This is a genomic window from Peteryoungia aggregata LMG 23059 (assembly GCF_030814435.1).
Classification (GTDB): Bacteria; Pseudomonadota; Alphaproteobacteria; order Rhizobiales; family Rhizobiaceae; genus Allorhizobium; species Allorhizobium aggregatum.
Genome location: NZ_JAUSUW010000017.1, coordinates 38740 through 65433 on the forward strand (window position 1 = coordinate 38740; position 26694 = coordinate 65433).

The 26694-nt window shown below is 61.6% G+C and carries 26 protein-coding genes; 13 read left to right on the forward strand and 13 right to left on the reverse strand.

Features of this window, described 5'->3' with window-relative positions; all coding sequences use genetic code 11:
- Positions 1-82 precede the first annotated feature (82 nt).
- The 3 genes from J2045_RS21030 to J2045_RS21040 are packed head-to-tail and all read right to left on the reverse strand — an operon-like array spanning position 83 to position 2588.
- Entirely contained in the window at positions 83-1339 is a 1257-nt protein-coding gene (locus J2045_RS21030; protein WP_307376760.1) for a CCA tRNA nucleotidyltransferase, read from the reverse strand.
- Complete coding sequence (locus J2045_RS21035; RefSeq protein ID WP_307376762.1) at positions 1336-1968, reverse strand: CoA pyrophosphatase; 633 nt, start codon at positions 1966-1968, stop codon at positions 1336-1338. Before J2045_RS21035 ends, J2045_RS21030 begins: the two co-directional genes overlap by 4 nt.
- Positions 1965-2588, reverse strand: a complete 624-nt coding sequence (locus J2045_RS21040; protein ID WP_307376764.1) for a DUF1285 domain-containing protein — start codon at positions 2586-2588, stop codon at positions 1965-1967. The genes J2045_RS21035 and J2045_RS21040 overlap by 4 nt, the downstream gene beginning before the upstream one ends.
- A gap of 160 nt (positions 2589-2748) precedes the next feature.
- Here J2045_RS21040 and J2045_RS21045 point away from each other — a divergent pair, with 160 nt between their 5' ends.
- The 9 genes from J2045_RS21045 to J2045_RS21085 all read left to right on the forward strand — a co-directional run bounded on the left by J2045_RS21045 (position 2749) and on the right by J2045_RS21085 (position 11904).
- Positions 2749-3762: an AAA family ATPase gene (locus tag J2045_RS21045; RefSeq protein WP_307376767.1), complete on the forward strand. Its 1014-nt coding sequence runs from the start codon at positions 2749-2751 to the stop codon at positions 3760-3762.
- A gap of 16 nt (positions 3763-3778) precedes the next feature.
- Positions 3779-4696 carry a DUF58 domain-containing protein gene (locus J2045_RS21050; protein ID WP_307376770.1) on the forward strand — a complete coding sequence of 306 codons (918 nt, stop codon included), beginning with the start codon at positions 3779-3781 and terminating at the stop codon, positions 4694-4696.
- Positions 4696-7518 (forward strand): DUF4159 domain-containing protein, encoded by a 2823-nt coding sequence (locus J2045_RS21055; RefSeq protein ID WP_307376773.1) that lies wholly within the window; start codon positions 4696-4698, stop codon positions 7516-7518. The genes J2045_RS21050 and J2045_RS21055 overlap by 1 nt, the downstream gene beginning before the upstream one ends.
- Positions 7519-7522: 4 nt before the next feature.
- Positions 7523-9592 (forward strand): hypothetical protein, encoded by a 2070-nt coding sequence (locus J2045_RS21060; RefSeq protein ID WP_307376775.1) that lies wholly within the window; start codon positions 7523-7525, stop codon positions 9590-9592.
- A gap of 55 nt (positions 9593-9647) precedes the next feature.
- A complete protein-coding gene (locus J2045_RS21065; RefSeq protein WP_307376779.1) occupies positions 9648-9845 on the forward strand; it encodes a hypothetical protein in 198 nt (65 codons plus the stop codon).
- 8 nt (positions 9846-9853) lie between these two features.
- Entirely contained in the window at positions 9854-10285 is a 432-nt protein-coding gene (locus tag J2045_RS21070; RefSeq protein ID WP_307376782.1) for a type II toxin-antitoxin system VapC family toxin, read from the forward strand.
- 58 nt (positions 10286-10343) lie between these two features.
- Positions 10344-10553, forward strand: a complete 210-nt coding sequence (locus J2045_RS21075; protein ID WP_307376785.1) for a transcriptional regulator — start codon at positions 10344-10346, stop codon at positions 10551-10553.
- Positions 10554-10573: 20 nt separating this feature from the next.
- Positions 10574-11377 carry an endonuclease/exonuclease/phosphatase family protein gene (locus J2045_RS21080; protein ID WP_307376865.1) on the forward strand — a complete coding sequence of 268 codons (804 nt, stop codon included), beginning with the start codon at positions 10574-10576 and terminating at the stop codon, positions 11375-11377.
- A 71-nt stretch (positions 11378-11448) separates the two neighbouring features.
- Entirely contained in the window at positions 11449-11904 is a 456-nt protein-coding gene (locus tag J2045_RS21085; RefSeq protein ID WP_307376788.1) for a GNAT family N-acetyltransferase, read from the forward strand.
- On the opposite strand, the gene J2045_RS21090 is transcribed toward J2045_RS21085, so the two are convergent.
- Entirely contained in the window at positions 11889-12458 is a 570-nt protein-coding gene (locus J2045_RS21090; RefSeq protein ID WP_307376792.1) for a GNAT family N-acetyltransferase, read from the reverse strand. The two genes, J2045_RS21085 and J2045_RS21090, sit on opposite strands and share 16 nt — an antisense overlap.
- A gap of 249 nt (positions 12459-12707) precedes the next feature.
- On the opposite strand from J2045_RS21090, the gene J2045_RS21095 reads away from it, so the two are divergent.
- Positions 12708-13691 carry a glutathione S-transferase family protein gene (locus J2045_RS21095; RefSeq protein WP_307376797.1) on the forward strand — a complete coding sequence of 328 codons (984 nt, stop codon included), beginning with the start codon at positions 12708-12710 and terminating at the stop codon, positions 13689-13691.
- 3 nt (positions 13692-13694) lie between these two features.
- Here J2045_RS21095 and J2045_RS21100 read toward each other — a convergent pair whose 3' ends face one another.
- On the reverse strand, positions 13695-14201 hold the full coding sequence (locus J2045_RS21100; protein ID WP_307376800.1) for an NUDIX domain-containing protein: 507 nt from the start codon (positions 14199-14201) through the stop codon (positions 13695-13697).
- Between the two features lie 41 nt (positions 14202-14242).
- On the opposite strand from J2045_RS21100, the gene J2045_RS21105 reads away from it, so the two are divergent.
- Positions 14243-15154 (forward strand): metallophosphoesterase family protein, encoded by a 912-nt coding sequence (locus J2045_RS21105; protein ID WP_307376803.1) that lies wholly within the window; start codon positions 14243-14245, stop codon positions 15152-15154.
- A gap of 2 nt (positions 15155-15156) precedes the next feature.
- On the opposite strand, the gene J2045_RS21110 is transcribed toward J2045_RS21105, so the two are convergent.
- From J2045_RS21110 to J2045_RS21140, 7 genes are all read right to left on the reverse strand, one after another.
- Positions 15157-15933: an alpha/beta fold hydrolase gene (locus tag J2045_RS21110; protein WP_307376806.1), complete on the reverse strand. Its 777-nt coding sequence runs from the start codon at positions 15931-15933 to the stop codon at positions 15157-15159.
- Positions 15934-15938: 5 nt separating this feature from the next.
- Complete coding sequence (gene leuA, locus J2045_RS21115; RefSeq protein WP_307376809.1) at positions 15939-17654, reverse strand: 2-isopropylmalate synthase; 1716 nt, start codon at positions 17652-17654, stop codon at positions 15939-15941.
- Between the two features lie 328 nt (positions 17655-17982).
- Positions 17983-18231, reverse strand: a complete 249-nt coding sequence (brnA, locus tag J2045_RS21120; RefSeq protein ID WP_307376811.1) for a type II toxin-antitoxin system BrnA family antitoxin — start codon at positions 18229-18231, stop codon at positions 17983-17985.
- Positions 18224-18481 carry a BrnT family toxin gene (locus tag J2045_RS21125; RefSeq protein ID WP_307376814.1) on the reverse strand — a complete coding sequence of 86 codons (258 nt, stop codon included), beginning with the start codon at positions 18479-18481 and terminating at the stop codon, positions 18224-18226. Before J2045_RS21125 ends, brnA begins: the two co-directional genes overlap by 8 nt.
- Before the next feature lie 52 nt (positions 18482-18533).
- The gene (locus J2045_RS21130) at positions 18534-18758 is read right to left on the reverse strand and encodes a hypothetical protein (RefSeq protein WP_307376817.1); all 225 of its coding nucleotides are present in this window, start codon (positions 18756-18758) and stop codon (positions 18534-18536) included.
- The gene (locus J2045_RS21135) at positions 18755-19936 is read right to left on the reverse strand and encodes a benzoate/H(+) symporter BenE family transporter (protein WP_307376820.1); all 1182 of its coding nucleotides are present in this window, start codon (positions 19934-19936) and stop codon (positions 18755-18757) included. Before J2045_RS21135 ends, J2045_RS21130 begins: the two co-directional genes overlap by 4 nt.
- A gap of 100 nt (positions 19937-20036) precedes the next feature.
- Positions 20037-21221, reverse strand: a complete 1185-nt coding sequence (locus tag J2045_RS21140; protein WP_307376823.1) for a GGDEF domain-containing protein — start codon at positions 21219-21221, stop codon at positions 20037-20039.
- Positions 21222-21517: 296 nt separating this feature from the next.
- Here J2045_RS21140 and J2045_RS21145 point away from each other — a divergent pair, with 296 nt between their 5' ends.
- Together J2045_RS21145 and J2045_RS21150 are read left to right on the forward strand one after the other, a co-directional pair.
- Positions 21518-22615 carry a carboxynorspermidine decarboxylase gene (locus J2045_RS21145; protein ID WP_307376826.1) on the forward strand — a complete coding sequence of 366 codons (1098 nt, stop codon included), beginning with the start codon at positions 21518-21520 and terminating at the stop codon, positions 22613-22615.
- Positions 22616-22666: 51 nt separating this feature from the next.
- Positions 22667-23905 carry a saccharopine dehydrogenase family protein gene (locus J2045_RS21150; protein WP_307376829.1) on the forward strand — a complete coding sequence of 413 codons (1239 nt, stop codon included), beginning with the start codon at positions 22667-22669 and terminating at the stop codon, positions 23903-23905.
- Between the two features lie 95 nt (positions 23906-24000).
- Here J2045_RS21150 and J2045_RS21155 read toward each other — a convergent pair whose 3' ends face one another.
- The gene (locus tag J2045_RS21155) at positions 24001-26556 is read right to left on the reverse strand and encodes a tetratricopeptide repeat protein (protein WP_307376832.1); all 2556 of its coding nucleotides are present in this window, start codon (positions 26554-26556) and stop codon (positions 24001-24003) included.
- Positions 26557-26694: the final 138 nt, after the last annotated feature.

Below are 26694 nucleotides of genomic sequence, written 5' to 3' on the forward strand. Positions count from 1 at the left end.
GCGGCGGCGGACACTCTTTGTTGAGCATGTGACGGAAATCCAATTCACACGGCAACCGTAATGACGGCTTCGGTGATCGCCCTCAGGAGCCCACCAGCGCTTTGATCCGTGCCAGCAGATCCTCGCGGCTCAAGTTGAACTGCGAGGCGATCCAGCCTTCCTCGAGCTTGCCGAGAATCTCCCCGACCTTCGGCCCCGCCGGAATGCCGGCCGCAAGCACGTCGGCGCCCTTGATCGGCAGCACAGGCCGCACGAAACCCTCGGCCCGCCTGAGCAGCGAAAACAGCCGGGCGCTGCGGGCCATCGCCTTCTGGTCCCCCTCGGCGCGCGCGCGCGCCGAAGCAAGCTCAAGCTTCAGCATGGAGATCATGCCATCCTTGCCGAAGCGGTAGAGATCACGGTCGAAGGCGACATCGGTCACCGTCTCCTGCGGCTTTGGCGCCCGGGCAAAGCGGTCGAGCGCCAGGGCCTCGGCATTCGAAAGACGCAGCCGCTCGGAAAGTGTGACCAGCCGCGCCGCATCCTTGGGCACGATCGAGCAAAGCCTCAAGAGCGCATCCGGCTCCCAGCCAAGCGCCTGTTCGGCCGCGATCAAACCGGGGATCGCATCGATGCCCCATTTTTCCGTTTCCGGCAGGATTTCGGTCAAAACACCCGACTGCCGCATCCAGAGCAGCGCCCGGCCCGGATCACGCGCGGACAAGAGCTTCTTGATCTCGCTCCACACCCGCTCCGCCGACAGCGTCTTGAGCTGCGTCCGCGCCCGGGCGCAGGCCTTCAGGCCATCCGTATCAGGACGACCACTGCCATAATGGGCAAAGAAGCGGAAGAAGCGCAGCACCCTGAGATAGTCCTCCGCGATCCGCTGCTCGGCATCGCCGATGAAGCGCACGGTCTTCGTCTCGATATCCTTCAGGCCACCGACGAGATCGACCACCTCGCCGTCGGCGCCGACATAGAGCGCATTGATCGTGAGGTCGCGCCGATCGGCATCCTCCTGCCACGTTGCACCGAAGGCCACCTGCGCATGCCGTCCGTTGGTTTCGACGTCGCGCCTCAGCGTCGTCACCTCGTACCCCTTGCCATCGACAACAAGCGTCACCGTGCCATGCTCGATGCCGGTCGGCACCGCCTTGATGCCCTTGGCCGCCGCCCGCCCGCTCACCTCTTCCGGAAGAAGCGTCGTCGCAAGATCGATATCGCCCACGGGAAGTCCCATCAGGCTGTTGCGCACCGCGCCGCCGACCACCCGCGTTTCCGCCCCACCGCTGTTCAGGAGCGTCATGACCCGCTTCAAGGCAGGCGCCTGGAACCAGTCGCGATCGGCAAGATTGGTCATGCATAAAGCCTTTCATAGAGCGTCCGGATGATCCCGGCCGTAATGCCCCAGATATGCCGTTCGCGGTAGGGCATCACGTAGAAATGCCGGACAGAGCCCTGCCACATGCGGCTGTCCTGCCGGTGATTGGCCGGGTCCATCAGGAAGGACAGCGGCACCTCGAAGACACTGTCCACCTCGTCGGGATTGAGCGTCAGCGAGAAACCGGGCTGCACGACGGCCAGCACCGGCTGGATCCGGAAACCGGTTCCCGCCAGATATTGCGGCAGCCGCCCGACCGTCTCGACGAAACGGCGGTCGAGACCGATCTCCTCTTCCGCCTCGCGCAAGGCCGCCTCCTCGGGCGACGCATCCGTCGCATCAATGCCACCGCCGGGAAAGGCGATCTGGCCCGCGTGCTTGCGCAGCTTGTCGGTACGCTGGGTCAGAATGATCCGCGCATCATCGCAATCGTCGATGACGCCGATCAAGACGGCCGCATCCTTCAGCGTCAGCTCTTCGTATTTAAGGATGGTTTCGGGATTGAGCACATGGTCGCCATGGTCGCGCCAGGCATGCTCGAGCGGCGCGCCAAGCTGCTCGAGCGCCCGGCGGCGAAAATCATCGGCGGTAAAGGTCATTGATCTCATCGCAACAGTTGATCGAGTTCGTCGGCAGGCATGATCGGGAAGATCACACCGCGCGACCGAACGGCAAACATCGCCTTGCCCTCGACATCGACCACCTCCCCGCGCTCGACGAGATCATACATCACGGCGCGCGATACGAGAGCCTCCAGCCGCCCGCGAACGACGAGATAGGGCTTCAGTTCGTGGTTGTCCCCGACAATCCCGAAGCGCAGCTCATGCTCCGGCCCGACCTCGACGACATCGCCGACATTGGTGCGAAACGTCAGCACCGACTCACCCGCCTCTTCGGTCGCGCTCATCTCGACGGCGACGAAATGCGCGTCCTCGACCCGGATGCCGACCTTTTCCACAGGCGTGACGAGGTAAGTCTTGCCGTCCTCATCCTTGCGCAAAACGGTCGAAAACAGCCTCACCAGAGGCGCACGCCCGATCGGTGTCCCCATGTAGAACCAGGTGCCGTCGGCGCGGATTTCCATGTCGAGATCGCCGCAGAACGGCGGTTCCCAGCGTTCCACCGGGGGGAGCGTCGGCTTTCCGCCGGATGTTTGCGCTGACGCGCGGGAAATCAGCGCCGCCAGTCCCGCCGCATCCGTCGTCGCCTTCAGCGTGTCGCCTGCCATCTTTGCGTCCCGGTTTTGTCTTTAGTCCATAACAGTCACGAGATAGTCATTCGAAACGTCCTTGTCAGCCGTCCTCTCGCCAATAAGTTAGTTTCAGTAACATGCACCTCGCGCGTCCGTTCGATTCGCCGGACCAGGCCAACACCAATTGGAGCAGACCATGGGCATGATGCCAAATCCCGATGTCGCACTGGATGAGAAGGCGATTGTCGCTGAGGCCGAAAAGGCGCTCGCTGACATTGCCACGATCCGCCAGGAAGTGGCGAAGGTAATCTTCGGCCAGGAAAAGGTCGTCGAAAACACCCTGCTCGCCATCCTCTCCGGCGGCCATGCGCTGCTCGTCGGCGTTCCCGGCCTTGCCAAGACAAAGCTCGTCACCACACTCGGCACCGTTCTCGGCCTTGACGCGAACCGCATCCAGTTCACGCCCGACCTCATGCCCTCGGACATCCTCGGCACCGAAGTCATGGACCAGGACGACACGGGGCGCCGCTCCTTCCGCTTCGTCAAGGGTCCGGTCTTCGCCCAGCTGCTGATGGCCGACGAAATCAACCGCGCCAGCCCCCGCACCCAGTCTGCGCTCCTGCAGTCGATGCAGGAATATCACGTCACCATCGCCGGCCAGCCCTACCAGCTGCCCGCCCCCTTCCACGTGCTCGCGACCCAGAACCCCCTAGAGCAGGAAGGCACCTATCCGCTGCCGGAAGCCCAGCTTGACCGCTTCCTGCTGCAGGTCGACGTTCTCTATCCGGAACTCGCCGCCGAGCGGCAGATCCTGCTGGAAACCACTGGTGTCAGCGACCGCCGCGCAACTGCCGTCATCTCAAGCGAGCGGCTGATGGAAATCCAGAAGCTGATCCGCCAGATGCCGGTTTCCGATACTGTCGTCGATGCCATCCTCTCGCTGGTCCGCTCCGCCCGCCCCGGCCATGGCAATGCATCCACCGACAAAAATGTCGCCTGGGGTCCAGGCCCCCGCGCAGGCCAGGCCCTCATGCTCTGCGCCCGAGCCCGGGCGCTTTATGAAGGCCGCCTTGCTCCCTCCATCGACGACGTGCATGCGCTCGCCGAACCGGTGCTCGAGCACCGCATGGCGCTGACCTTCCCGGCCCGCGCCGAGGGCATGACCGTCCGCGACGTGATCGCGGGCCTCGTTTCCGACCTGCGCAAGTAAGGGAGGCCTTAACCGCGTGGCATCGATCGGCCAGATCGTCGAGCAGACACCCGGAAGCGAAGTGCTGAAGCGCGCCCGCCAGCGCGCCGTGCTGGTGCCCGATTGCATGGTCGAGGCAAAGCGTATCGCCAACACCGTGATCGCCGGCTGGCATGGGCGCCGCAAGCGCGGCATCGGCGAAAACTTCTGGCAGTTCCGCCCCTATGCCGATGGTGAGAGCTTCTCGCGCATCGACTGGCGCCGCTCGGCACGCGACGACCATATGTATATCCGAGACCGCGAATGGGAAGCGGCCCACACCGTCTGGCTCTGGGCCGACATGTCGCCGTCGATGATGTACAAGTCGACGCTCGCCTCAGTCTCCAAGGAAAGCCGCGCGCTCGTCCTGATGCTGGCACTCGCCGAAATCCTCGCCCGCTCCGGCGAACGCATCGGCTGCCCGGGCATCATGGAGCCGGTCTCCGCCCGCAACGCCGCCGAACGGCTGGCGACAGCCATCATGCATGCCCCCATCACCGAAGGACTGCCCGATACCCGCATGATCCGGGGATCGAGCGACATCGTGCTGATCGGCGATTTCCTCGATGATGCCGACCGGGTGATGGAGCGCATCACGCCGCTTGCCCGTCGCGGCCTGCGCGGCCATGTGGTTGAGGTTGCTGATCCCGCCGAAGAAACCTTCCCCTATACCGGCCGCACCGAATTCACCGACCCCGAAACCGGCGAAAAGCTAACTTCCGGCCGCGCCGAAACGTTGCGCGAAGACTACCAGCAGGCCTATCTTGCGAGGCGTGACTCGATGTCGGACCAGCTGCGCCGCATGGGCTGGAGCTTTACCCATAACCGCACCGATCGCCTCGCCTCCGAGGCCCTCGTCGCCGTCCACATGCACCTGTCGGGCATGCCGCCCGCCGTCAACAGGAGTGCGGGCTGATGTTCGGTATCCCCCTGGCCTTCGGCGCTCCCGCCATTCTCGGCGCCCTGCTCGCGCTGCCGCTGATCTGGTGGCTGCTGAAGCTCACGCCGCCGCGGCCCAAGGCGGAAGTCTTCCCGCCGCTCAAGATCCTGGCCGGCGTGTTGAAGCGCGAAGAAACGCCCTCGAAAAGCCCCTGGTGGCTGACGCTGCTGCGCATGCTGATGGCCGCGATCGTCATCTTCGCGCTGGCCGACCCGGTGCTCAATCCGCGCAACGCCACCCTCTCCGGTGACGGGCCGCTGCTGCTCGTCGTCGACAATGGCTGGGCAACCGTCGGCGACTGGGATCGCCGCGTCGAAACAGCGACCGCGCTGATCGGCGATGCCGCCGACCGCAGCCTGCCCGTATCGATCGTCTTCACCGCAGATCCGACTCATGACGCGATCCCCGGCACTGCAGCCGTGGCGCTGGAAAAGCTCGCCGCCGCCACACCCCATCCGCAGCGCCCCGATCGGGCAAGGACCATCGAAGCGCTGCGCACCACCTTCTCCTCGGAACGCCCCGGCACGCTCGCCTATGTCTCCGATGGCATCGCCCGCGACCCGGAAGATCCCTTCCTGTCCGATCTCACCAGCCTCTCGCCCGCCGAATTCCGCATCGTCGAAGGCGACGGCGCAGCGAGTGTCGCCATCACCGGCGCCAACAACGGCTCCGATGCGCTGACCGTCACCCTCTCGCGCCTCAATGCGTCCGATGCCCGCAGCCTTGTCGTCGACGCCCAGGACCGCCAGGGCCGCGTCATCGCCTCCGGTCAGGTCGATTTCGCGCCCGGCACCACCGAAGCCTCCGGCGAGATCGCCGCGCCCTTCGAGCTGCGCAATGATTTCGCCCGCCTCTCGATCGCAGGTGTTGCTTCCGCCGGCGCCACCCACCTGCTCGACGATGGCTTCCGCCGCCGTAAGGTTGCCCTTGTTTCCGGCGACAGCGGCGACGGCTTCCAGCCGCTGCTCTCGCCGCTCTACTACATCGAGCGCGCACTCGGCCCCTATGCCGACGTGGTCAAGCCCGGCCAGACCGATCTGGCCGTCGCCATCCCGGAAATCCTGGCCCAGAACCCGTCTGCCCTCGTGCTTGCCGATGTCGGGCGTCTGCCGGCAGATGTCTATGATCCGCTGCAAGCCTGGATTGCCAGGGGCGGCACGCTGATCCGCTTTGCCGGCCCGCGTCTTGCCGCCGCCCCCTCGGACGACCCGCTTGTCCCCGTCATCCTGCGCCAGGGCGAACGCGCTCTCGGCGGTGCCCTTTCCTGGGCAGAGCCGCAGCCGCTTGCCGATTTCCCTGATTTTGGCCCCTTTGCCGGCATGCCGCGCCCCGAAGGCATCCTCGTCAAGCGCCAGGTGCTCGCCGAACCGACGCCTGACCTCGCCGCCCGTACCTGGGCAAGCCTTGCCGATGGCACCCCGCTTGTAACCGTCGAGGACAACGGCGCCGGCCGCATCGTGCTCTTCCATGTGAGCGCCGAGGCCACCTGGTCCGACCTGCCGATATCAGGCACCTTCGTCGAAATGCTCCGCCGCATCGTCCAGCTCACACGCGTCGGCGCCGCCGAAGCGGAAGGCAGCCAGGCGACCGCCCCTTCGCTTCCCCCCTTCCGCCTGCTCACCGAACGCGGCGCGCTGACAGCCGAAGCCGGCACCGCCAAGCCCCTCTCGCTTGGCCCCGATCGCCCTGAAGCCGCGACTTTCGACAACCCGCCCGGCCTTTACGGCACGGAAGACGGCTTCACCGCGCTCAACCTGTTGCCCGCAGATGCGACGCTCCGCCCGCTCCCCTCGCCGACAGGCCTCACCGTGACCCGAGACCCCATGGCCGGTACCGCCGCAACACCGCTGAAGCCGAGCCTTTTGACCATCGCCTTCCTGCTTTTGGTCATCGACAGCCTGATCGTGCTCTTCATGGGCGGCGCCTTCTCCCGCATGCCGAAGCGTGCGCCCGCTGCCGCCGCTTCGATCCTGGCACTCGCCGTGGCGGTCGCTGCCATCGCCCCCTCAGGTCATGCGCTCGCCCAGTCGGCCGATGCCAAGCCCGGCGACGAACAGATCCTCGAACGCCTCGACAACACCCACCTCGCCTATGTCATCACCGGAGAGCAGGACGTCGACCGCATCTCCGAACAGGGCTTGGCTGGCCTCACCGATTTCCTCACCTACCGCACGACGCTCGAACCCGAGCCACCTGTTGGCGTTGATATCTCGAAGGACGAGCTCTCCTTCTACCCGATCATCTTCTGGCCGATCTCGGCCACCGCCCCCATGCCATCAGCGGCTGCCATCAGCCGCATCGACGCCTATATGCGCGCCGGCGGAACCGTGCTGTTTGACACCCGCGATCAGGGCTCGATGCTGGGCGCAGACTCTGGCGCCTCGCCAAACGGCGAACGCCTGCAGGCCATCCTCGCCAATATCGACATCCCGCCGCTGGAACCAGTCCCCTCAGACCACGTGCTGACCCGCGCCTTCTACCTCTTGCAAGGTTTCCCCGGCCGCTACAGCGGCAGTCCCCTCTGGGTCGAGTCCCGCCAGGAGGCTCAGTCGAGCAACAGCGCGGTTGCCTCGTCCGGCGATGGCGTGACGCCGATCATGATCACCGGCAACGACCTGCTCGGCGCCTGGGCGATCGATGCCAACGGCGCAAGCGTCCTGCCCGTCGTGCCCGCCGACGAGATGCAGCGCGAAATGTCCTTCCGCTCCGGCGTCAACATCATGATGTATATGCTGACCGGCAACTACAAGGCAGACCAGGTCCACGTGCCTGCCCTGCTCGAAAGATTGGGGCAGTGAGACGATGACGCTCGAATTCGCCCCCTTCATTCCATGGATCGCCATCGCCGCGCTCGCGGTGCTCGCGGTCGTCCTCTCCGTCCTCGGTTTCCTGCGCAACGTGCGCGGCACGGCCATCCGTCTTGCCGCCTCCATCGCCGTGCTTGCGGCCCTTGCCAACCCGCTCATCCTCCAGGAAGAGCGCGATCCGCTGACGACGGTCGTGCCCGTGATCGTCGACCGCAGCCAGAGCCAGCAGATCGCCGGCCGCGTCGAACAAACCGACCAGGCCCTGCAGGGCATCCGCGACCGCCTTGGCCGTTTCCCGAATATCGAGCCTAGGATCATCGAGGTCACCGACCCCGGCGACAGCGACGCCCCCTCCACCAAACTCTTCGAAGCTTTGGCTGCCGCGACCACCGACGTTCCGCCGGCCCGTGTCGGCGGGGCAATCTTCATCACCGACGGCCAGGTGCATGACATCCCCGGTGAAAATCAGGCGCTTCCCTTCGACGCTCCGGTCCACTCCCTGATCACCGGCAAGGCCGACGAATTCGACCGCCGCATCGAAATCCTGCGCGCCCCGCGCTTCGGCATCGTCGATGAAGAACAGGAACTCACCTTCCGCGTCTTCGACGACGGCGAGGCCTCCAACCAGCCGGCCGACGTCTCGGTCAAGATGAACGGCGAAGACTTAGGCATCGTCCCGGCCGTTCCCGGCGCCGAAACCTCGTTTGCCTTCCGCGTCCCCCGTGGCGGTAACAATGTCCTGGAATTCTCGGTCGCCGCGACGCCAGGCGAAGTCACCGATGTCAACAACCGCGCCATCCACCTGATCGAAGGCATCCGCCAGAACCTGCGCGTGCTGCTCGTCTCGGGCGAACCGCATGCCGGCGAGCGCGCCTGGCGCAACCTCTTGAAATCGGACGCCTCTGTCGACCTCGTCCACTTCACCATCCTGCGCCCGCCGGAAAAGCAGGACGGCACGCCGATCAACGAGCTGTCGCTCATCGCCTTCCCGACCCGCGAACTCTTCGTCGAAAAGATCAACGACTTCGACCTGATCATCTTCGACCGCTACCAGCATCGCGGCGTTCTGCCGATCCTCTATTACGACTACATCGCCGAATATGTGCGCAATGGCGGTGCGCTTCTGATCGCAGCCGGCCCCGAACATGCCGGCCAGGATTCGATTGCGCTGACCCCTCTATCATCGGTCCTTCCCGCCACGCCGACCGGCGACGTGCATCAGGCAGGCTTCTATCCACGCCTCTCCGATCAGGGCAAGCGCCACCCGGTCACGCGTGGCCTCGATGGGTCAGCCGTCGAGCCGCCGCAATGGGGCCGCTGGTTCCGCAGCGTCGATGTGGGCCGGACCGACGGCGAAACCGTGATGACCGCCGATGGCGACCGGCCGCTGCTCGTGCTGAACCGCGCCAATGAAGGCCGCGTTGCCATGCTGCTCTCCGACCAGGGCTGGCTCTGGGCGCGCGGCTTTGAAGGCGGTGGCCCGCATGTCTCGCTCTATCGCCGCATTGCCCACTGGCTGATGAAGGAGCCGGAGCTTGAGGAAGAGGCGCTGAAGGCCCGCGCCACCGGTCGCACGCTCGAAGTCACCCGCCAGACCATCGGCGAGGCCCCAGGGCCCGCGACGATCACCACGCCCTCGGGCGAAACCATTGCGCTGAACCTCAACGAGATCCAGCCCGGCCTCTATCGCGGCGAGCGCCGGATGACCGAGACCGGCCTCTTCACCGTCACCAACGGCGACTTCTCCACCCTCGTCCATGTCGGCGCAGTCGACGCGCCAGAATTCCGCGCGATGATCTCGACCACGGACACGCTTGTCCCCATCAGCGAGGAAACCCGTGGCCTCACCGCCCGCCTCGACGACGGCGACAGCTCCGTCCGCATTCCAGATATCCTGCCGGTGCGCGGCGAAGTCCGCGTGGCCGACGACCGCCGCATGCTGATCCGCCTGACCGATGAAACGGTGCTCAAGGGCGTCAACACAATGCCGCTGTTTGCTGGTTTTGCCGGCTTGGGGATCTTGCTGCTGGCGGTATCCGCCATGTGGTGGCGCGAGGGGCGGTAAGGCTTGGCAAGCGGGCCATCTGGATTCCCCCGTGTTTTCCCGCTATGGTAGCGACATGACAAAAGCTGACCTCAAGCAGACACAGACAGGACAATGGATGCTGCGCGATCCGCGCACAGGCCAGTATGTCGAACTGCGCGGTGCGAACTCCATGAAGGTTTCGGACCTGCCGTTGAGGAAGGGGATCGATCTGACCAAGCCGATCGCAGCTCAGGCTCTGGATGCCGGTTCAGGCTCGCAAAAATCTAAGTAGCACCAGCTATGGCCGGAGCGCTTCTCGACACCCACGCGCTCTACTGGTTGATCACCGCAGCAAGCACCATGTCGCAGGAAGCCCTTTTGGCAATCGCCGAAAGCCAGACATCGAAGCGGCTCTTGATATCGCCGATAAGCGCCTGGGAACTCTCGCTGGCCGCCCTAAAGCCGGCGCACAGAGACCCGATACTTCTGGATGACAAGTCGCCTTCACGCTGGTTTTCGTTGGCAAAGGCCGCAACCGGCGCAAGGGTCGCACCTATACACCACAGAATTGCCTGCGAAGCCGCAACAGTGGTGGTCGACACAGGACACAAGGACCCCGGCGATTGTTATTTGATTGCAACGTCGCGCGTCAAAAACATACCGCTGATTACCCGAGATCGGACACTGATCAAACTTGCCGCCAAGGGCCACCTAGAGGTCATCCGGTGTTGATGCGAAGAAACCTCAACATATGCACCCACGCCATTCCATTTTCGGGAGGAGAGGACCGATGAAGGACCAGCCCCACAACGACGCGATGGCAAGCATCTTCCGCGAAGACCCGACATTGGCAGCAGCGACACTGGACACGATCCTTGCCGATGGCGACCAGGGAGAATTGCTCGTGGCCGTGCGGCAAATCAACATGGCCTTCGGCGGAACATCCGTGAGCGCGACGCCGCGCAGTGACGATCCCCCAAGCTCCGTCGGTTCAACCTGATGCCAGCAAAGGCCCGCCCCTTGAAGCTTCTTTCCCTGAATTGCTGGGCAGGGCGCCTCTTCCCCTCGCTCCGTGACTATATCCTGTCGGAAAATGCCGACGTCATCTGCCTTCAGGAAGTCCTGCGATCGGACACCACCGAAGCGGAATGGGTGACCTATCGGGATGGTCATTTGGAATACCAGCAGCGCGCCAACCTCTTTGAAGACATGCGCGCCGTTCTCCCTGATCACGACGCCTTCTTCTGCACCTCCATGCGCGGCGAACTCAGCGCAGACACTGGGCCCGTCTGGGCAGAATTCGGCCTGGCAACCTTCGTGCGACGAGGACTTCCGGTGATCGGCCAGGCCATGGACTTTATCCATGACCAATACCGCCACGACGGCTGGGGACCCCACCCCCGCCCCCGCAACGCCCATGTCGTCAGGATCCATGACCCCGAAACGGGAAAGCCAACGACCATCGCCCACCTGCACGGCCTGCGTCGCGAGGATGGCAAGCACGACACGCCGGAACGTCTGGCGCAGGCCCATCAGCTGGTCGGTTTGATCAATCGCCTCTGGCGTCCGAATGACAAGCTCATCGTCTGTGGCGACTTGAACCTCATGCCCGACAGCGCCACCTTCGAGATCCTGCAATCGCTCGGACTGACGGACCTGGTGACGGCAGGCGCCTTCACGGGGACACGAACGTCCTACTATACAAAGCCGGAACGGTTTGCGGATTACATCCTGGTGAGCCGTCAGATCGATGTCTCCCGCTTCGAGGTCATCCGCGACCCCGAAGTCTCCGATCATTGCCCGCTCCTCCTGGAGTTCACCTGACCCTCAGGGCAGCTTTGGCAACCGAGCCGAGGCCTCGACACACCATCCACCCTGGCCTAGTCTCAGCCCTCATGACCACGCCCCTCTCCCTCTCCGACACCGTCCCCGAAACCGCCCGCGACGCGATCCTCTCCGGCATCCGGGGCCATAACGACACCCTGCTCGGCCCGACCGACCGCAGGGACGTCTTCATCCCGATCACCAGCGAAGACGGCGACGTCGATGGCGGGCTGATCGGCTATACTGGGCGCGGCTGGCTCTATGTGGAATTGCTCTTCGTCCCCGAACGCCTGCGCGGTCAGGGCATGGCGGCAAGACTTCTGGCGCTGGCGGAGGAGGAAGCCAGGGCCCGCGGTTGCATCGGTGCCTATATCGACACGATCAATCCGGTTGCCTGCCGCGCCTATGAACGCGCGGGATACCGGGTCTTCGGTCGCATCGAAAATTTCACCAAAGGCCTCGATATCTGCTGGCTGATCAAGCGCTTCGGGGAAGCGCCTGAATCACCACATCAGGCCGAGGCATAGGCCCGGACAGACGCCTCTTCCGTTGCGGAAACGGGCTCGGCAATGACCGCCTTGCAGTCGCGCCAGGCGATCACGCCCTTCAGCCGCGCATGCGCATCATCCGCCAGCGGCACGATCAGCACCCGGTTCGGATCGACGGGACCGGGGAAGTCGAGCGCCTTGTAGGCCACCTTCTCGAAGCCGAGCGGCATGTAATAGGGCGGGTCGCCGATCAGGATCACGCCTTCCGACCCCTTGCGCCGCGCCGCCTCGATGGCGATCCGCACCAGTTCGCGGCCAATGCCCCGGTTCTTGTGGGAAGGCCGCACGGCGAGCGGCCCGAGCAGATGCCCCTTCACATCCCCGGCCAGAACCGGCGTCATGCGCACGGAGGCAATGGTCTCGCCATTGTCGGCTGCGATGAAAGACAGCGACCGGTCATGCGGCCCCTGCTCGCGAATGCGGGCTGCCGCACGCGTGTGCCGGCCGGGACCGAAAGCTTCTTCATTGATGAGTTCGATGACAGCGTCGTGCGACGCATCCTCAGTGAGGTAGACAAGGCCAGAGTGAAACATGGATGACAGAAACCAAAAAGACAGACAGCAATAGGGTTCACGCGCACGGGTATCGTGCGTTCGAGAGCTTCAGCGTCGTCGTGGGTTCCGTGCGATGGTCATCGGGGCCTTCAAATCTTGAGTTTTGTTCGGATAGCAGCAAATTTTCCGCTCGTCCAACGGAAAACGCACTGTTCAATCGTCAGCCCCTCGCAATCCCAGCCAACAACCGTATTTTCCGGACCAAGTTCAAACGAGAAGGAAGCGACCATGGGCAGACTGGTGGATGGCGTCTGGCAGGACGTCTGGTACGATACGAAATCGACCTCCGGGCACTTCAAGCGCGCCGATTCAAACTTCCGCAACTGGGTGACAGCAGACGGCTCCCCCGGCCCTTCGGGCAAGGGCGACTTCAAGGCCGAGGCCGGCCGCTACCACCTCTACGTCTCCTATGCCTGCCCCTGGGCGCATCGCACCCTAATCTTCCGAGCCTTGAAGGGCCTCGAAGACCTGATCTCGGTTTCTGTTGTCGATCCGCTGATGCTGTCGAACGGCTGGGAATTCCACGACCGCGACGGCGCGACAGCCGACCATCTCTTCGGCTCCGACTATCTCTGGCAGGTCTATGTGAAGGCGGACCCGAGCTTTTCCGGCCGCGTGACGGTCCCGGCGCTCTGGGACAAGCAACAAGGCACGATCGTCTCGAACGAGAGCTCGGAGATCATCCGCATGTTCAACTCGGCCTTTGATCACCTGACCGGCTCGACGCTCGACATGCACCCGGAGAATCTGCATTCCGAGATCGACGAGGTCAACAGGCGCATCTACGACACCGTCAACAACGGCGTCTACAAGGCCGGCTTCGCCACCACCCAGGACGCCTATGAAAGCGCGGTTTACCCGCTGTTTGAAACCCTCGACTGGCTGGAGGAGCGACTGACAGATCAGCGCTACCTCTTCGGCACACGTATGACGGAAGCCGACTGGCGTCTGTTCACCACTCTGGTGCGCTTCGATCCGGTCTATGTCGGCCATTTCAAATGCAACATCCGCCGCATCGCCGATTATCCGGCTCTATCAGGCTACCTGCGCGACCTCTACCAGACGCCTGATATCGCCGAGACGGTCGAGATGCGCCACATCAAGCATCACTATTATCGCAGCCACACCATGATCAATCCGACCGGTGTCGTTCCTGTCGGTCCTGATGAGGACCTGATGGCGCCGCATGGCCGAGAAAAGCTCGGCGGTTGAATCTCACCAGTGATGTGCGGGGGCCATTTCCCCGCGCAGCTCCGCGATCCGCCGCAGCGTCGCCTGGGTCGCACCGTCGGGAAGCCTGTCCAGATCGAAAAAGCCGGCCTCGGCAATCTCCCGATCTGCCGGCCGCTCCGCCGTCTGCCGCACCGTGACGCGGTAGAGCAGCACATGGTCGCGCCGGCTGATCCGGGCGTTGAAATAGACATGGAAGAGTTCCGGCGTATCGACCGGTTCCAGGTTGCCCTCTTCCCGCATCTCCTTGATCAGCGCATCGATCGCCGTCTCGCCGCGCTCGACCCCGCCGCCGGGCATATGCCAGCCCGGCACATAAGTGTGGCGCACGAGAAAGATACGCCCCGCTTCATCGAAACAGGCCGCCCGCACGCCGAGCGTCATGCCGCGGCTGACGGCGAAATAGACATGCAGAAGGCGAACAAGGAACCTCTTCGGCCATCCGAGCCTTTCGCTATCGGCGCCGGGTCCGGCACCATCCGCTGGCTTCATTTTCCTTGCCCCTCGGTTTCAGCGCCGCTATGAGAAGCGCCATGTTCAAGCTCGCCCACATCTCCGACGTGCATCTCGGACCGCTGCCGAACCTGACAATCCGGGAACTGGCCTCGAAACGGATTACGGGCTATGTGAACTGGCATCGCAATCGCCGCAAGCATCTTTTCCCCAATGCGCTGGACATGGTCCTGGAGGCACTTCGCGGCGAAAATCCGGACCATCTCGCAATCACCGGCGATCTCGTCAACCTCGCCTCGAAGCTCGAAATCCGCCTTGTTTCCGAATGGCTGAAGGAAGCCGGCGCGCCGCTCGACACATCCGTTGTGCCCGGCAACCACGACGCCTATGTGCCCGGCGCCCATGAACGTGTGGTCCAGGCCTGGTACGACTACATGCGCGGCGACGACGATCCGTTGATCTTCCAGGACGACCACAAGCTCTTTCCCTATATACGCCGCCGCGGGCCGGTCGCCCTGATCGGCTGCTCCACCTCGATCGCCACACCGCCCTTCTCCGCCCAGGGCTATTTCAGCGGCCGCCAGGCCCGCGAAACCGCAGCGCTTCTGAAGGCCGCCGGCGAAGAGGGTCTCTTCCGGGTTGTTATGATCCACCACCCGCCGATCCGGGGTGCGGCCCCCCAGCACAAGCGCATGATCGGCATCCGCCGTTTTGCGGCCGCCATCCGCACCGGCGGCGCCGAACTCGTGCTGCATGGCCACACGCATCTCAACACGCTCTACTGGCTGGCAGACCGCGAAAAGAAGGTCCCCGTCGTCGGCATTGCCTCGGCGAGCCAGGGCCCCGGCGCCAAGAAACCGGCTGCCGGCTACAATCTCTTCTCGGTGGATGGCGAAGCCGGCAACTGGCGCCTCGACTGGCAGCGCTACAAGATCGAGAGCGAAGACACGCCCCTGAAGCTCGACCACAGCGAGCGCCTGCTCGGCGGCTGAGTTCAGCCTGCCTCAACGGCAGCTGCCATCGCTGAAGCCACCGCCTCCGGCGCCTCGTCGATCAGCATGTGCCCGACACCTTCGATCAAGGTCACCTCGGCAGCCTTCCAGATGGAACTGGCTTGCGTGACCGGCAGGATCGGATCTTCCGCCCCCCAGAGTAGCCGTGTTTCCACACCAAACCCCTCGAACGAGGAAAGCGGCAGCCTCCCCTGCCCGATCCGGCCATTGGTTTCCACAAGGAATGAGTTGAGGATCTCCATCAACCGCACAGTCGCGCCGGGAAGACGACGAGCATCTGCAAGCCGTTCGAGAACCGCCGCATCTACTATGCTGCCTGGAGCAGACATCGCAGCCAAGCCCAGCGCCAATTCGCCGGTCTCAACCGCCGATCCATAACGCCGCAGTACCTCATGATTGATCTCGGGCCCGAAACCACCCGGCGCCAGAAGCGTGAGCGAACGCACATGATCGACGGCTTTCAGCGCAATCAGGCTGGCAATCGCCCCGCCCATCGAATGTCCGCAGAGATGAAAGCTGGATATCTCGCGACGATCGAGATCAGCAAGAATGGCCCTGGCCATCACGCCCCCATGTCCGACGCCATCAGCGTCGAGAGAGCGGCCATGCCCCGGCAGATCATAGACGACAAGCGGCAGGTCTGGGTCGAGCCGGCGCAGAACCGGCTCCCGCACGGCCCCGATCCCGCCGAAGCCATGCAGCAGCACGAGGGGCGCCTTCGCCGAGGACGGATGTCGAACCTCGGCGAAGAGAGCCATGGCGGTTAAACCTTCTTCTGCTCGTCGAGCACCCGGTTGGCAGCAGAAACGATCGCCTCCAGTGAAGCCGTCACGATATTCGTGTTGATGCCGGCACCGAAGAGCTTGCCGCCGGCATGCGCCATCTCGACATAGGCGATGGCCGCCGCATTCGAACCGTGCTGCAGCGAGTGCTCGGAATAATCCTGCACCGAGAGATCCACGCCGAGATAGGTCGAGAGTGCATTGACGAAACCATCAATCGGGCCCGTGCCCTTGCCCTCGATCCGCTTGACCTCGCCATTGTCGGTAATCTCGGCGGCCACCACGCGGATGCCCTTCTGATCCGTACCCGCCGGATAGGTGTGATGGTCGACGAATTTCAGGCGCGAACCGGTCTGATCGACATAGCGCTCGATGAAGCGCTCGTAGATTTTCTTCGACGGCAGCTCCTTGCCTTCCTCGTCGGTAATCCGCTGGATGTCCTCGCGGAACTCGATCTGCAGGTTGCGCGGCAGGTTGATGCCGTAGTCTTCCTGCAGAATATAGGCGATGCCGCCCTTGCCCGACTGCGAGTTGATCCGGATGATGGCCTCGTAGGTCCGGCCGACATCCTGCGGATCGATCGGCAGATAGGGCACTTCCCAGACAGGGTGATTGGCGGTCTTGATCGCCTTCATGCCCTTGTTGATCGCATCCTGGTGCGAGCCGGAAAAGGCCGTGTAGACCAGCTCGCCGACATACGGATGGCGCTCGGGAATGACCATCTCGTTGGAATATTCATAGACCGCCTTGATCCGCTCGATGTCGGAGCAGTCGAGCTCGGGATCAACGCCTTGGGTGAACATGTTCAGCGCCAGCGTCACGATGTCGACATTGCCGGTACGCTCGCCATTGCCGAACAGCGTACCCTCGACGCGGTCGGCACCCGCCATCAACCCAAGTTCGGTGGCCGCAATCCCCGTACCCCGGTCATTGTGCGGATGCAGCGAAATCAGCACGTTCTCGCGATTGTCGATGTTGCGGCACATCCATTCGATCTGGTCGGCATAGATGTTCGGCGTCGCCATCTCGACGGTCGACGGCAGGTTGAGGATCAGCTTGTTTTCCGCCGTCGGCTTCACTTCGGCGATCACGGCGTTGCAGATCTCCAGAGCCACTTCGAGCTCGGTGCCGGTAAAGCTCTCTGGCGAATATTCAAAGCGATAGCCGCCGCCGGCCTTGGCCGACATGTCCATGATCATCTTCGCCGCATCGACGGCGATCTGCTTGATCCCGGCGACATCCTTGCCGAACACCACGCGGCGCTGCAGTTCAGAGGTCGAGTTGTAGAAATGGATGATCGGGTTCGTGGCCCCTTCCAGCGCCTCGAAGGTCCGCGTGATCAGCTCCGGCCGGCACTGCACCAGCACCTGCAGCGATACGTCTGGTGGCACGCCACCCTCTTCCACGCACCAGCGGGCAAAGTCGAAATCGGTCTGCGACGCCGACGGGAAACCGATCTCGATTTCCTTGAAGCCCATGTCGAGCAAGAGCTGGAACATCCGGGCCTTGCGGTCATGGCCCATGGGGTTGACCAGCGATTGATTGCCGTCGCGCAGATCCACCGAACACCAGATCGGCGCCTTGTCGATAACCTTTGACGGCCAGGTGCGGTCCGGAATGGCGATTTGCGGATAGGCGCGGTACTTCTGCGAAGCGTCCGGCATGCCCTGCTTCACGGTATGGGTCTTCAAAATCATCGTCTTCGTCTCTTCTCGTCCTCGGGCGGCTGCCATGGCTGATAACAAATCAGCGGAGCTTTGGCACGCGCGCACAGACCCTTTTCAAGGGATGGATAACATCAATTGGGGAGTTTTCGAGGAGCAATCGCCAAACGGCTAACCCGGCCGCCGGGCGCTCCTCAATGGACCCGGCAACCGCGGATAAGGCCGAGAAGAAGAAGCGAGTTTGGCACCGACGCAACGAAGCCGGCCGCAGCGCGGGCCGTCATCTCAGTCGCAGCAATGGTCGTGCCGTTGATCTTCATGGGATCAGGAATAACGCGACGAACTGAATCGCGCAAGGGTGTTATTCGGCGGCGGAGCGACGCTCCTCTTCGAGACGTTCGTCGACCCACCTTGAAATCAACTCATCGACCGACAGCCCAAGACGTTTGGCCTCGGCGGCGATTTCCGTCGCACTGTTCTCGCCAAGTTTCACAAGAAAAAGGTTGCGGCCAATATCGCCCGTCTTTGCCTGAGACCAATCCAGATCTTCCTCGACATCTTCACCGCTATCAAATTTGCGATCGAACTCTTCAGCTGTCATCTTAGCCATAGGCCAGCCTTTCCGGTTTTCTGGCGCGCCTCACCGAGATAATCCTGATGCGGCGTCCACGAAGGGTGAACACACCCGTCCAGAGTAGTCCCTTGATGCTGCCGACCGTTAAAAACCGTACTTCTTCACGATAGGAAGCAGCGAGCGTCTTCTTACTTGGATCATACCACAACTCCTGCGCCGCCACGAAATCGATTCCGTGCTTCGCTTTGTTCGCCTCGCTCTTGGCAGGATCGAATTCAAACTCCATGCGCAAAACCTAGCGCAACCCTGACGATTACACCAGATCCGACACACCCCGATCACCGCCGCCCGAACTGCGCAATAAGGGCCGCAGCGAGGAAGCCCAGCGCAATCACGCCCCACACCATCCCACCATCTGTCACATTGCTGCCATCAAGGGTCACGCAGCTCGATTGTGATACCGCGATACAGTCGCGCCAGATCCAGTAGCGGGTGTAGAAGACGAAGCCGAAAAAAACTGCCGCAAAGCCAAGGAAAATCGCGCGGATGCGTATCCGTCTCATCCTCTTGCCTTGGCGAGCTTCACCAGCCCGAGCATCGCCACCCCGGCAATCAGCCCCCAAAACGCCCCCGAGATCCCGAGGATCGAAATCCCTGACGCCGTGACCAAGAACGTCACCGCCGCCGCCTCCCGCGTCTCCGGCACCTGAAACGCCGCAACCGAGGACCCCGAAAACGCCCCGATCAGCGCCAGACCCGCGACCGATTGAATGAGGATCGGCGGCGCAAGCGACACGAAGCCGGTCACGGCACCGGCCGCGAGGCCGAGCAGCACATAGCCGATGCCGGCGATGATCGCCGCCCAGTAGCGCCTGACAGGATCGGCATGCGCATCTTCACCCGCACACATCGCCGCCGTGATCGCCGCGAGATTGACCGCATGCCCGCCAAACGGCGCAGAGAGTGCCGAAAACACACCCGTCACGGCAAACATCGGTCCTGGGTTTGGCTCGTATTTGTTGACCTTGAGGATCGCGATGCCAGGAATGTTCTGCGAAGCCATGGTGACGATGAAGAGCGGCAACGCGATCGACACCAGCGCCGGCAGCGTAAATTGAGGCGCGACGAACTCCACCGGCGGCGCGAGCGACGCAGCCCAGCTCGCCATGGCACCCTCCGGCAGGTCGACGCCGAAGACGATGACGATAACGAAGGTCAGCAACGCAGCCGGAACCGCATAGAGCCGCTTGAAGGCCGCCACGACAGCCCAGACGACGAGGATCGGCAGACCGAGAGCCGCATCGAAGGCCACGGCCTTGAACGGCGCAAAGCAGAGATTGAGGATGACCCCGGCCAGCATCGCATTGGCAATCGGCGCCGGAATGGCCGCCACCGCCCGACCGAAGGGCCGGATCAACCCTGCGAGCACGATCAACGCAGCGCAGACGAAAAACGCCCCGACCGCCGCCGGAAAGCCGCCGACCGGAATGCCAGCCGTCGCCATCAGCGCCGCCCCCGGCGTCGACCAGGCAACCGAGACCGGCAGCTTCGTCCACACACTGAGCACGATCCCGCAGATCCCCATGGCAACCGACAGCGCCATCAGCCCGGAAGCCGCCTCGTAATCGGTGGCGCCCACGCCCTTCAGCCCCTGCAGGACGACGGCAAAGGAACTGGCAAAACCGACAAAGGCGACGAGCACGCCCATGAAGGCGGCCTGGGGAGAAAAGTCTTTCAGCATGGCGGGACTCGCAGCATCGGCCAAGGGATGTGCAAGGCGAACCAAATTTTACACCGCCTGACAAGGCAGCATGTCCCGCTGAAAGACCTGCACAGACCGCTTAGGCGCCGACGGGAACGGCGCTGGACGGCCCCTGCGGCGCGCTCGCGATCATGGCATCTTCCTCATGCAGCCGCACGCGGTTTCGCCCGGCACGTTTTGCAACATAGAGCGCCTCGTCGGCCCGCCCGGCAAGGCGCTTGGTCGACATGTCCTCGCGGGCCACCGCAATGCCGGCACTGAGCGTCACCGGGATCTTGATTCCGTCATGGACAATCGACAGGGCTTCGACTGTCTGCCGCAGCATCTCGGCGATCGCGATCGCCTCGATTTCCGACGTCTTCGGCAGGAACAGCCCGAACTCCTCGCCGCCCACGCGGGCAAAGATCGCGTCTTCACCGAGACGGTCCGCCATGGCCTGGGCGACCATCGTCAACACCATATCGCCGGCTGCATGCCCGTGAACGTCGTTGACCCGCTTGAAATGGTCGATATCGATGACGACTGAGGCGCTTGCGGGCGGCGCCCGGCGCGGCAGCCGGTCCATCATCCAGTGCCGGTTGTGAATCCGGGTCAGGCTGTCTGTTTCGGTGAGTTCGATCAGCCGCCGTTCCGCGCGCTCCTGCACCAGGATCAGCACGAACATGGCGATGACGAACTGACAGAGGATGAGGATCAGGAAGGTCGCTGCCGGCGTCAGCCGAACGATCTCCGGATTGAACACGCCGCCGAGGGTCGCGAAAGCGAGCAGTGCCTTGAAGGCGAAGGTGATCGCCAGGCCATAGCGGCTTTCCAGCCTCTCCTTTTGCGGGTCCCAGAGGGCCAGAACTGCGCTGGCAGCGGAAAACCCGCCCATGGCGGTGAGAAAGACGATCGAGCGGCAAAGCTTGACCATGGGAAACTGCGTGAAGACCGCGATCAAGGTGATGCAAGCCGGTATCGCCATCACCCACCAGACTCGCCCGGCCCGCCGCTCGGTCATGACATGGGTCAACCCGACAAACAGCAGCGCATAGGCGAGCGGCGCTGCGATCGTCGTGCCGAAGGTCCAGGTTGCGTAATCGATCACGCCCTGTTCGCCGGCCCCTGCTGCCAGCGCCGCAACCGCCAGCACCAGGAAGGACACCGCCATCGTTCCGAGCCCGCGGCTGCGTCGCGATCGGTAGCGCAGATAGAGAAAACACAGCGCCCCGACCGTCAGCGACAGCGGATGCAGGATCAGGATCGTGGCGAGGTCGAGATGCATGAGGCGTCCAGGACAATACCGTTGCAACTGCAATTACCAAGGCAAAGCTTGCCGTTTGCTGAACAAAGCCAGCTGCCAAGCGCATGGCTGCAATCGCCTCAGCGCAGGGCAGACATCGCGCGCGGCGGGGCTCCGTCATCGGGCTTTCACGAAACACGGTCAAACAGCCCTGAAAACACGAAACCCCAGCTTCCGCTTGCCTTTTTACCCCCGTTTGCCTATGGACCCCCTCCGACGCATTCGGGGCGTCCCGTTCACTTCCGCCAGATATGGCTGGGTTCACGAAGGATAGAGCCTTGATCCAGACTCCCTATTACCTGATCGACAAATCCAAGCTGCTCCAGAACATGGAGAAGATCGCGACCCTGCGCGAACTCTCCGGCGCAAAGGCGCTTCTGGCGCTGAAATGCTTCGCCACCTGGTCGGTCTTCGATTTCATGCGCGATTACATGGACGGCACGACCTCGTCGTCGCTCAATGAAGTCCGCCTCGGCCATGAGCGTTTCGGCAAGGAAACCCACGCCTATTCCGTGGCCTACGCCGATTACGAGATCGACGAAGTCGTCTCCCATGCCGACAAGATCATCTTCAACTCGATCGGCCAGCTGACCCGCTTCGAAAAGCAGTCGTCCGGCATCATCCGCGGCCTGCGTCTGAACCCCGGCATCTCGTCGTCGAGCTTCGACCTCGCCGATCCCGCCCGCCCCTTCTCGCGGCTGGGCGAATGGGACCTGAAAAAGGTCGAGCCGGTCATGGAGCTGATCTCCGGCTTCATGATCCACAACAACTGCGAAAACGGCGATTTCGACCTTTTCGACACGATGCTGGGTGACATCGAACAGAAGTTCGGCCCCCTCCTGAAGAAAGCCGAGTGGGTGTCCCTCGGCGGCGGCATTCATTTCACCGGCGAGATGTATCCGCTGGAGAAGTTCGCCGAGCGCCTCAAGCGCTTTTCCGGCGAGTTCGGCGTCCAGGTCTATCTCGAGCCCGGCGAAGCCTCGATCACCAAGTCGACCACGCTCGAAGTCACCGTGCTCGACAGACTTTACAACGGCAAGGATCTTGTCGTGGTGGATTCCTCCATCGAAGCGCATCTCCTCGATCTCCTGATCTACCGGGAAAGCGCAAAGGTCCACCCCAACCAGGGACCGCACCGGTACCAGGTCTGCGGCAAGTCCTGCCTTGCGGGCGATATCTTCGGCGAGTTCAATTTCGAACAGGAATTGAACATCGGCGACCGCATCTCGCTGCAGGACACCGCCGGCTACACGATGGTCAAGAAAAACTGGTTTAACGGCGTGCAAATGCCGGCAATCGCCATCCGCGAACTGGATGGCAGCCTCAGGACGGTCCGTGAGTTCGACTACACGGACTACGAAACAAGCCTGTCCTGAACTGCCTCAGGAACGGGTTCTGACGATTGGACGCAAGGAGTTGGTCCCATTATGAAAAAGAACGTGCTCATCATCGGCGCCGGCGGCGTCGCCCAGGTGGTCGCCCACAAATGTGCGCAGAACAATGACGTGCTCGGCGACATCCATATCGCCTCGCGCACCAAGGCGAAGTGCGACGCCATCATCGCTTCCGTGCACGAAAAGAAGGCGATGAAGCAGGAAGGCGTTCTCGAAGCCCACGCGCTTGACGCGCTGGACATCGAAGCCACCAAGGCCCTGATCAGACAACTCGGCACCGAGATCGTCATCAATGTCGGCACCGCCTTCCTCAACATGTCGGTGCTGCGCGCCTGCATGGACACCGGCGTCGCCTATATCGACACCGCGATCCATGAAGAGCCGAACAAGATCTGCGAGACACCGCCGTGGTACGGAAACTACGAGTGGAAGCGTGCGGAAGAATGCGCTGAAAAAGGCATCACCGCCATCCTCGGCGCCGGCTTCGATCCTGGTGTCGTCAACGCCTATGCGCGTCTCGCCAAGGACGAATATCTCGACAAGGTGACCGACGTCGACATCGTCGACATCAATGCCGGCAGCCACGGCAAGTACTTCGCCACCAACTTCGACCCGGAAATCAACTTCCGCGAATTCACCGGCGTTGTCTATTCCTGGCAGGGCGGCGAATGGCAGGTCAACAAGATGTTCGAGATCGGCAAGGACTACGACCTGCCGGTCGTCGGCACCCGCCGCGCCTATCTCTGCGGCCATGACGAAGTGCATTCGCTGGCGAAGAACATGGACGGCGCCGACGTGCGCTTCTGGATGGGCTTCGGCGATCACTACATCAACGTCTTCACCGTCCTGAAGTCGATCGGCCTCTTGTCCGAACAGCCGGTCAAGCTCGCCGACGGTTCCGAAGTGGTGCCCCTCAAGGTCGTCAAGGCCTGCCTGCCCGACCCATCGTCGCTTGCCCCGGAATACGAAGGCAAGACCTGCATCGGCGACTACGTGAAGGGCTTCAAGGACGGCAAGGAAAAGACCGTCTTCATCTACAACGTCGCCGACCACAAGGAAGCCTATAACGAAGTGGGAAGCCAGGGCATCTCCTACACCGCCGGCGTCCCGCCGGTCGCAGCCGCCATGCTCGTCGCGACAGGCGAATGGGACGTGAAGAAGATGGCCAACGTCGAAGAACTGCCGCCGAAGCCCTTCATCAACCTGCTCAACAAGATTGGCTTGCCGACGCGCATTCAGGACGAGGATGGCGATCGGGCTGTGGAGTTCTGAGAGCGCGGGTTAACGCTTGAGGTTTGAGGGAATGTTGACCCCGCCGGAGAAATTCGGCGGGCGCCGTGTAGCGAAGAAAGACCAAATCCATAGATTCAGTGCTTGCTCTGCGAGATGATACGGCCAAGCTCTCCGTTCTGCTGGAGCTCCGGAGCGAAACCGTTCACAAGCGCAGCACGTTGTCCGGAAGCTAACAGGGCTCGAACGTATGTCTCCGCCAGTGAGTGTACATAAGAACTCCAAATGGCTTCGAACCTCGCGTTGAGTTTCGCTGCATCTAGCTCACGCAACGCCTGCTCCGCAAACTCGCGACGGCCAGAACCTGCCATAAGTCGCCACCTAACAACCCGAAGCTGGAAACGATCAGGATCCATGTGTATAGCTTGATCCATATTCTCTAGAGCAGCAGTAAAATCACCGGTAAATTCAGCCTCCTCCGCATACAACTCGAACGGAGCGGCATTTGCCCCCGGATACGACTCTAAATCCCTAAAAGCTTGCTTGATCAGCAAATCGATATCAACAGGAACGTCTCGACCAGCCTGAACACCTCTGTACTTCCAATGTAAATAAACTCTTGCAAGAGAAATCAAGCTAAAAACAGTTCTCTTGAGATTCACGTAAGACTTAGCAACAACCTCCGCTCTACGAAAATCAGGAGAACGTGTAGACAAAATGCAGCGAATTAATGGCCTATAAATGAACTCTCGACGTCTATCTTTATCCGAATTTAGATCGAGCGCTAAATTGTACGCTTCGATTGCCTCCAAAAATTGACGTCTATACTCGTAAAGATCGGCCTGCAGGAATGCTGCAATAGGCTTGCTGCGCGCATCTCGATTCAAGCGAGCGATGCACTCCTCGGACTCTGGATACTTTCTCATCCTTGTTGCCGCTAGGCAAAAGTAGCGATCAATCTCCAGCCGCGAGGCATCACGAAACTGGCCACGGCTCTCATACGCCTTACGCAGCAATCGATACGCATGCTTCCATTTGCTAGCATGATAGAGTCGAATACCGGCCTGAAACCAGTGAGCCGCAGAAACGAACAGCTTAGCCGCGCCTGGTAAGCCATCCCCCCCTGAAAGAAGTGCAGCCTGAATACGCGCCTCCAGCCGCACCAATTCATGACCACCTTCCTGAGTTTTCGATTCAACCTCGAACGGCTGACTACAAAAAATTCGCTGAGCCTCATCGATCCACTTGACCAATTCCGGCTGAATAAGCTCCCTGTTCAAGCGATTTGCAAGTAATGGCGTCAAGCGATATATCTCATCCGTTTCTCGCTCGACTAGACCAAGATCAACGAGACGCGAAACAACCCTAAGTATACTGCGTCTTGGCCGGATTGCGATATCAAGATCAAGCACATGGCAAGGAGAAACATTATTGAGGAATAGAAGCAGCTTTCGTTCGTCTGGGTAATCCTTAAGCTGCAGGAATGCCCAGCGAACGTAAACCGTAATCGCTTCGGCTATACGATCATCTTCCTGCGCCAACATTGCTTCGATCTGCTCGAAATCACGCATACGAGAAGCCGAACGCGTCAGCGCGACAAGAAAGCCGATATTGCCGGCAGCAACCTTTACTAAGCGAGCGATTTCACTATCTGGCCAGCGATGAGGGTCGAAGTCGAAGTATCCGATCAACTGATTGCAAAACTCTGTCAGTTGCTGCTCGTCTACGGTTGGCACGCGAAAGGCAACCAGCACGTCTCGATTTTTCAACAATCTTTGGCCGGCCAACGGCATCTGTGAAACTATGTAAAGTTTAGGCCTACTAGCCGGCTTTAAATTCTTGGCAACGTCATCAAGCCACTCAGGCAGTTCAACCTCTTCCTGAACTACGCGTCCGTGTCGCAAAATAAGGTAGTTTCCGGATTCAAAAACTCTCTCTATTGCAGAAACGACAGAATCCACATCATTTTCATCGATCGATTCGATCATCCCAGAAAGATAATCAAGATCACGACCAAACACTTCACTCTCAATCCTCAGAAGAAGCTGTCTGGGCAAGGTGGTCTCATTGACTTCAATAACTGCACCTAATGCGTTGGGTGCTAAATCTCGGTTCACTTCGCGAATTATTGACTCGCGTCCGACACCGTTGAAACCTGATATCCAGCATGAAGGTGCAAGTGTAAATTTGTCTAATTGCATCGCGTGCCTAAGAGCCCGAACAAGATCATGCCGCGGCATTCGAGGATGATCGCTGTGCAAAAATGGCTCTGCCATCCGAGCAATTAGGCGGCTTGCCATATCTGCGGTACAGCTTCCCTCTGTAGCCCGGTAGTCTGCAAGCACTCGTACGGCGTCAAACACCGGCCGAAGGTCGTCGCTCATACCCTCTCGCCAGAAAAGAGGGTAGTCATCAAGACGGATGATTAGGGGCTTCAACGTGCCGTTGCGATACAATTTGGCGGCTTGAATTGCCTCCTTCACACATCCACCACTCGTGGCAAAGTTTTTTGACCAAAAGACCACGATGATTTTGGCCTTTGGAAGCTCCTTAAGCGCAATCTCGTCCCACATATGAGCGCCAAGTTCACCACTCTTAGAATACAAGTACGCCCAATCAGCCGGAAAATGATCCCAAATTTGTTCAGCAAATTCGATATCTTTTTGAGAAACTGAGAAGAACAGTGGGTACATTCTCGGCGAAGCTCCAGTTTAATATTCCGACGATAATTCAACCTTAGTTTGCCGTCACTCCAATAAGCAACTGCTATTTCAAGGGTCGAGGAAGTGAACTGAGCATATCCACCCCGCCCCCGCCATGCTACGAGGCCG

Bases quoted from the DNA above. Each gene is read 5' to 3' on its own strand.
- J2045_RS21030 (WP_307376760.1), bottom strand. From the start codon at position 1,339: ATGACCAATCTTGCCGATCGCGACTGGTTCCAGGCGCCTGCCTTGAAG.
- J2045_RS21035 (WP_307376762.1), bottom strand. From the start codon at position 1,968: ATGAGATCAATGACCTTTACCGCCGATGATTTTCGCCGCCGGGCGCTC.
- J2045_RS21040 (WP_307376764.1), bottom strand. From the start codon at position 2,588: ATGGCAGGCGACACGCTGAAGGCGACGACGGATGCGGCGGGACTGGCG.
- J2045_RS21045 (WP_307376767.1), top strand. From the start codon at position 2,749: ATGGGCATGATGCCAAATCCCGATGTCGCACTGGATGAGAAGGCGATT.
- J2045_RS21055 (WP_307376773.1), top strand. From the start codon at position 4,696: ATGTTCGGTATCCCCCTGGCCTTCGGCGCTCCCGCCATTCTCGGCGCC.
- J2045_RS21060 (WP_307376775.1), top strand. From the start codon at position 7,523: ATGACGCTCGAATTCGCCCCCTTCATTCCATGGATCGCCATCGCCGCG.
- J2045_RS21065 (WP_307376779.1), top strand. From the start codon at position 9,648: ATGACAAAAGCTGACCTCAAGCAGACACAGACAGGACAATGGATGCTG.
- J2045_RS21070 (WP_307376782.1), top strand. From the start codon at position 9,854: ATGGCCGGAGCGCTTCTCGACACCCACGCGCTCTACTGGTTGATCACC.
- J2045_RS21075 (WP_307376785.1), top strand. From the start codon at position 10,344: ATGAAGGACCAGCCCCACAACGACGCGATGGCAAGCATCTTCCGCGAA.
- J2045_RS21085 (WP_307376788.1), top strand. From the start codon at position 11,449: ATGACCACGCCCCTCTCCCTCTCCGACACCGTCCCCGAAACCGCCCGC.
- J2045_RS21090 (WP_307376792.1), bottom strand. From the start codon at position 12,458: ATGTTTCACTCTGGCCTTGTCTACCTCACTGAGGATGCGTCGCACGAC.
- J2045_RS21095 (WP_307376797.1), top strand. From the start codon at position 12,708: ATGGGCAGACTGGTGGATGGCGTCTGGCAGGACGTCTGGTACGATACG.
- J2045_RS21100 (WP_307376800.1), bottom strand. From the start codon at position 14,201: ATGAAGCCAGCGGATGGTGCCGGACCCGGCGCCGATAGCGAAAGGCTC.
- J2045_RS21105 (WP_307376803.1), top strand. From the start codon at position 14,243: ATGTTCAAGCTCGCCCACATCTCCGACGTGCATCTCGGACCGCTGCCG.
- J2045_RS21110 (WP_307376806.1), bottom strand. From the start codon at position 15,933: ATGGCTCTCTTCGCCGAGGTTCGACATCCGTCCTCGGCGAAGGCGCCC.
- leuA (WP_307376809.1), bottom strand. From the start codon at position 17,654: ATGATTTTGAAGACCCATACCGTGAAGCAGGGCATGCCGGACGCTTCG.
- brnA (WP_307376811.1), bottom strand. From the start codon at position 18,231: ATGGCTAAGATGACAGCTGAAGAGTTCGATCGCAAATTTGATAGCGGT.
- J2045_RS21125 (WP_307376814.1), bottom strand. From the start codon at position 18,481: ATGGAGTTTGAATTCGATCCTGCCAAGAGCGAGGCGAACAAAGCGAAG.
- J2045_RS21130 (WP_307376817.1), bottom strand. From the start codon at position 18,758: ATGAGACGGATACGCATCCGCGCGATTTTCCTTGGCTTTGCGGCAGTT.
- J2045_RS21135 (WP_307376820.1), bottom strand. From the start codon at position 19,936: ATGCTGAAAGACTTTTCTCCCCAGGCCGCCTTCATGGGCGTGCTCGTC.
- J2045_RS21140 (WP_307376823.1), bottom strand. From the start codon at position 21,221: ATGCATCTCGACCTCGCCACGATCCTGATCCTGCATCCGCTGTCGCTG.
- J2045_RS21150 (WP_307376829.1), top strand. From the start codon at position 22,667: ATGAAAAAGAACGTGCTCATCATCGGCGCCGGCGGCGTCGCCCAGGTG.
- J2045_RS21155 (WP_307376832.1), bottom strand. From the start codon at position 26,556: ATGTACCCACTGTTCTTCTCAGTTTCTCAAAAAGATATCGAATTTGCT.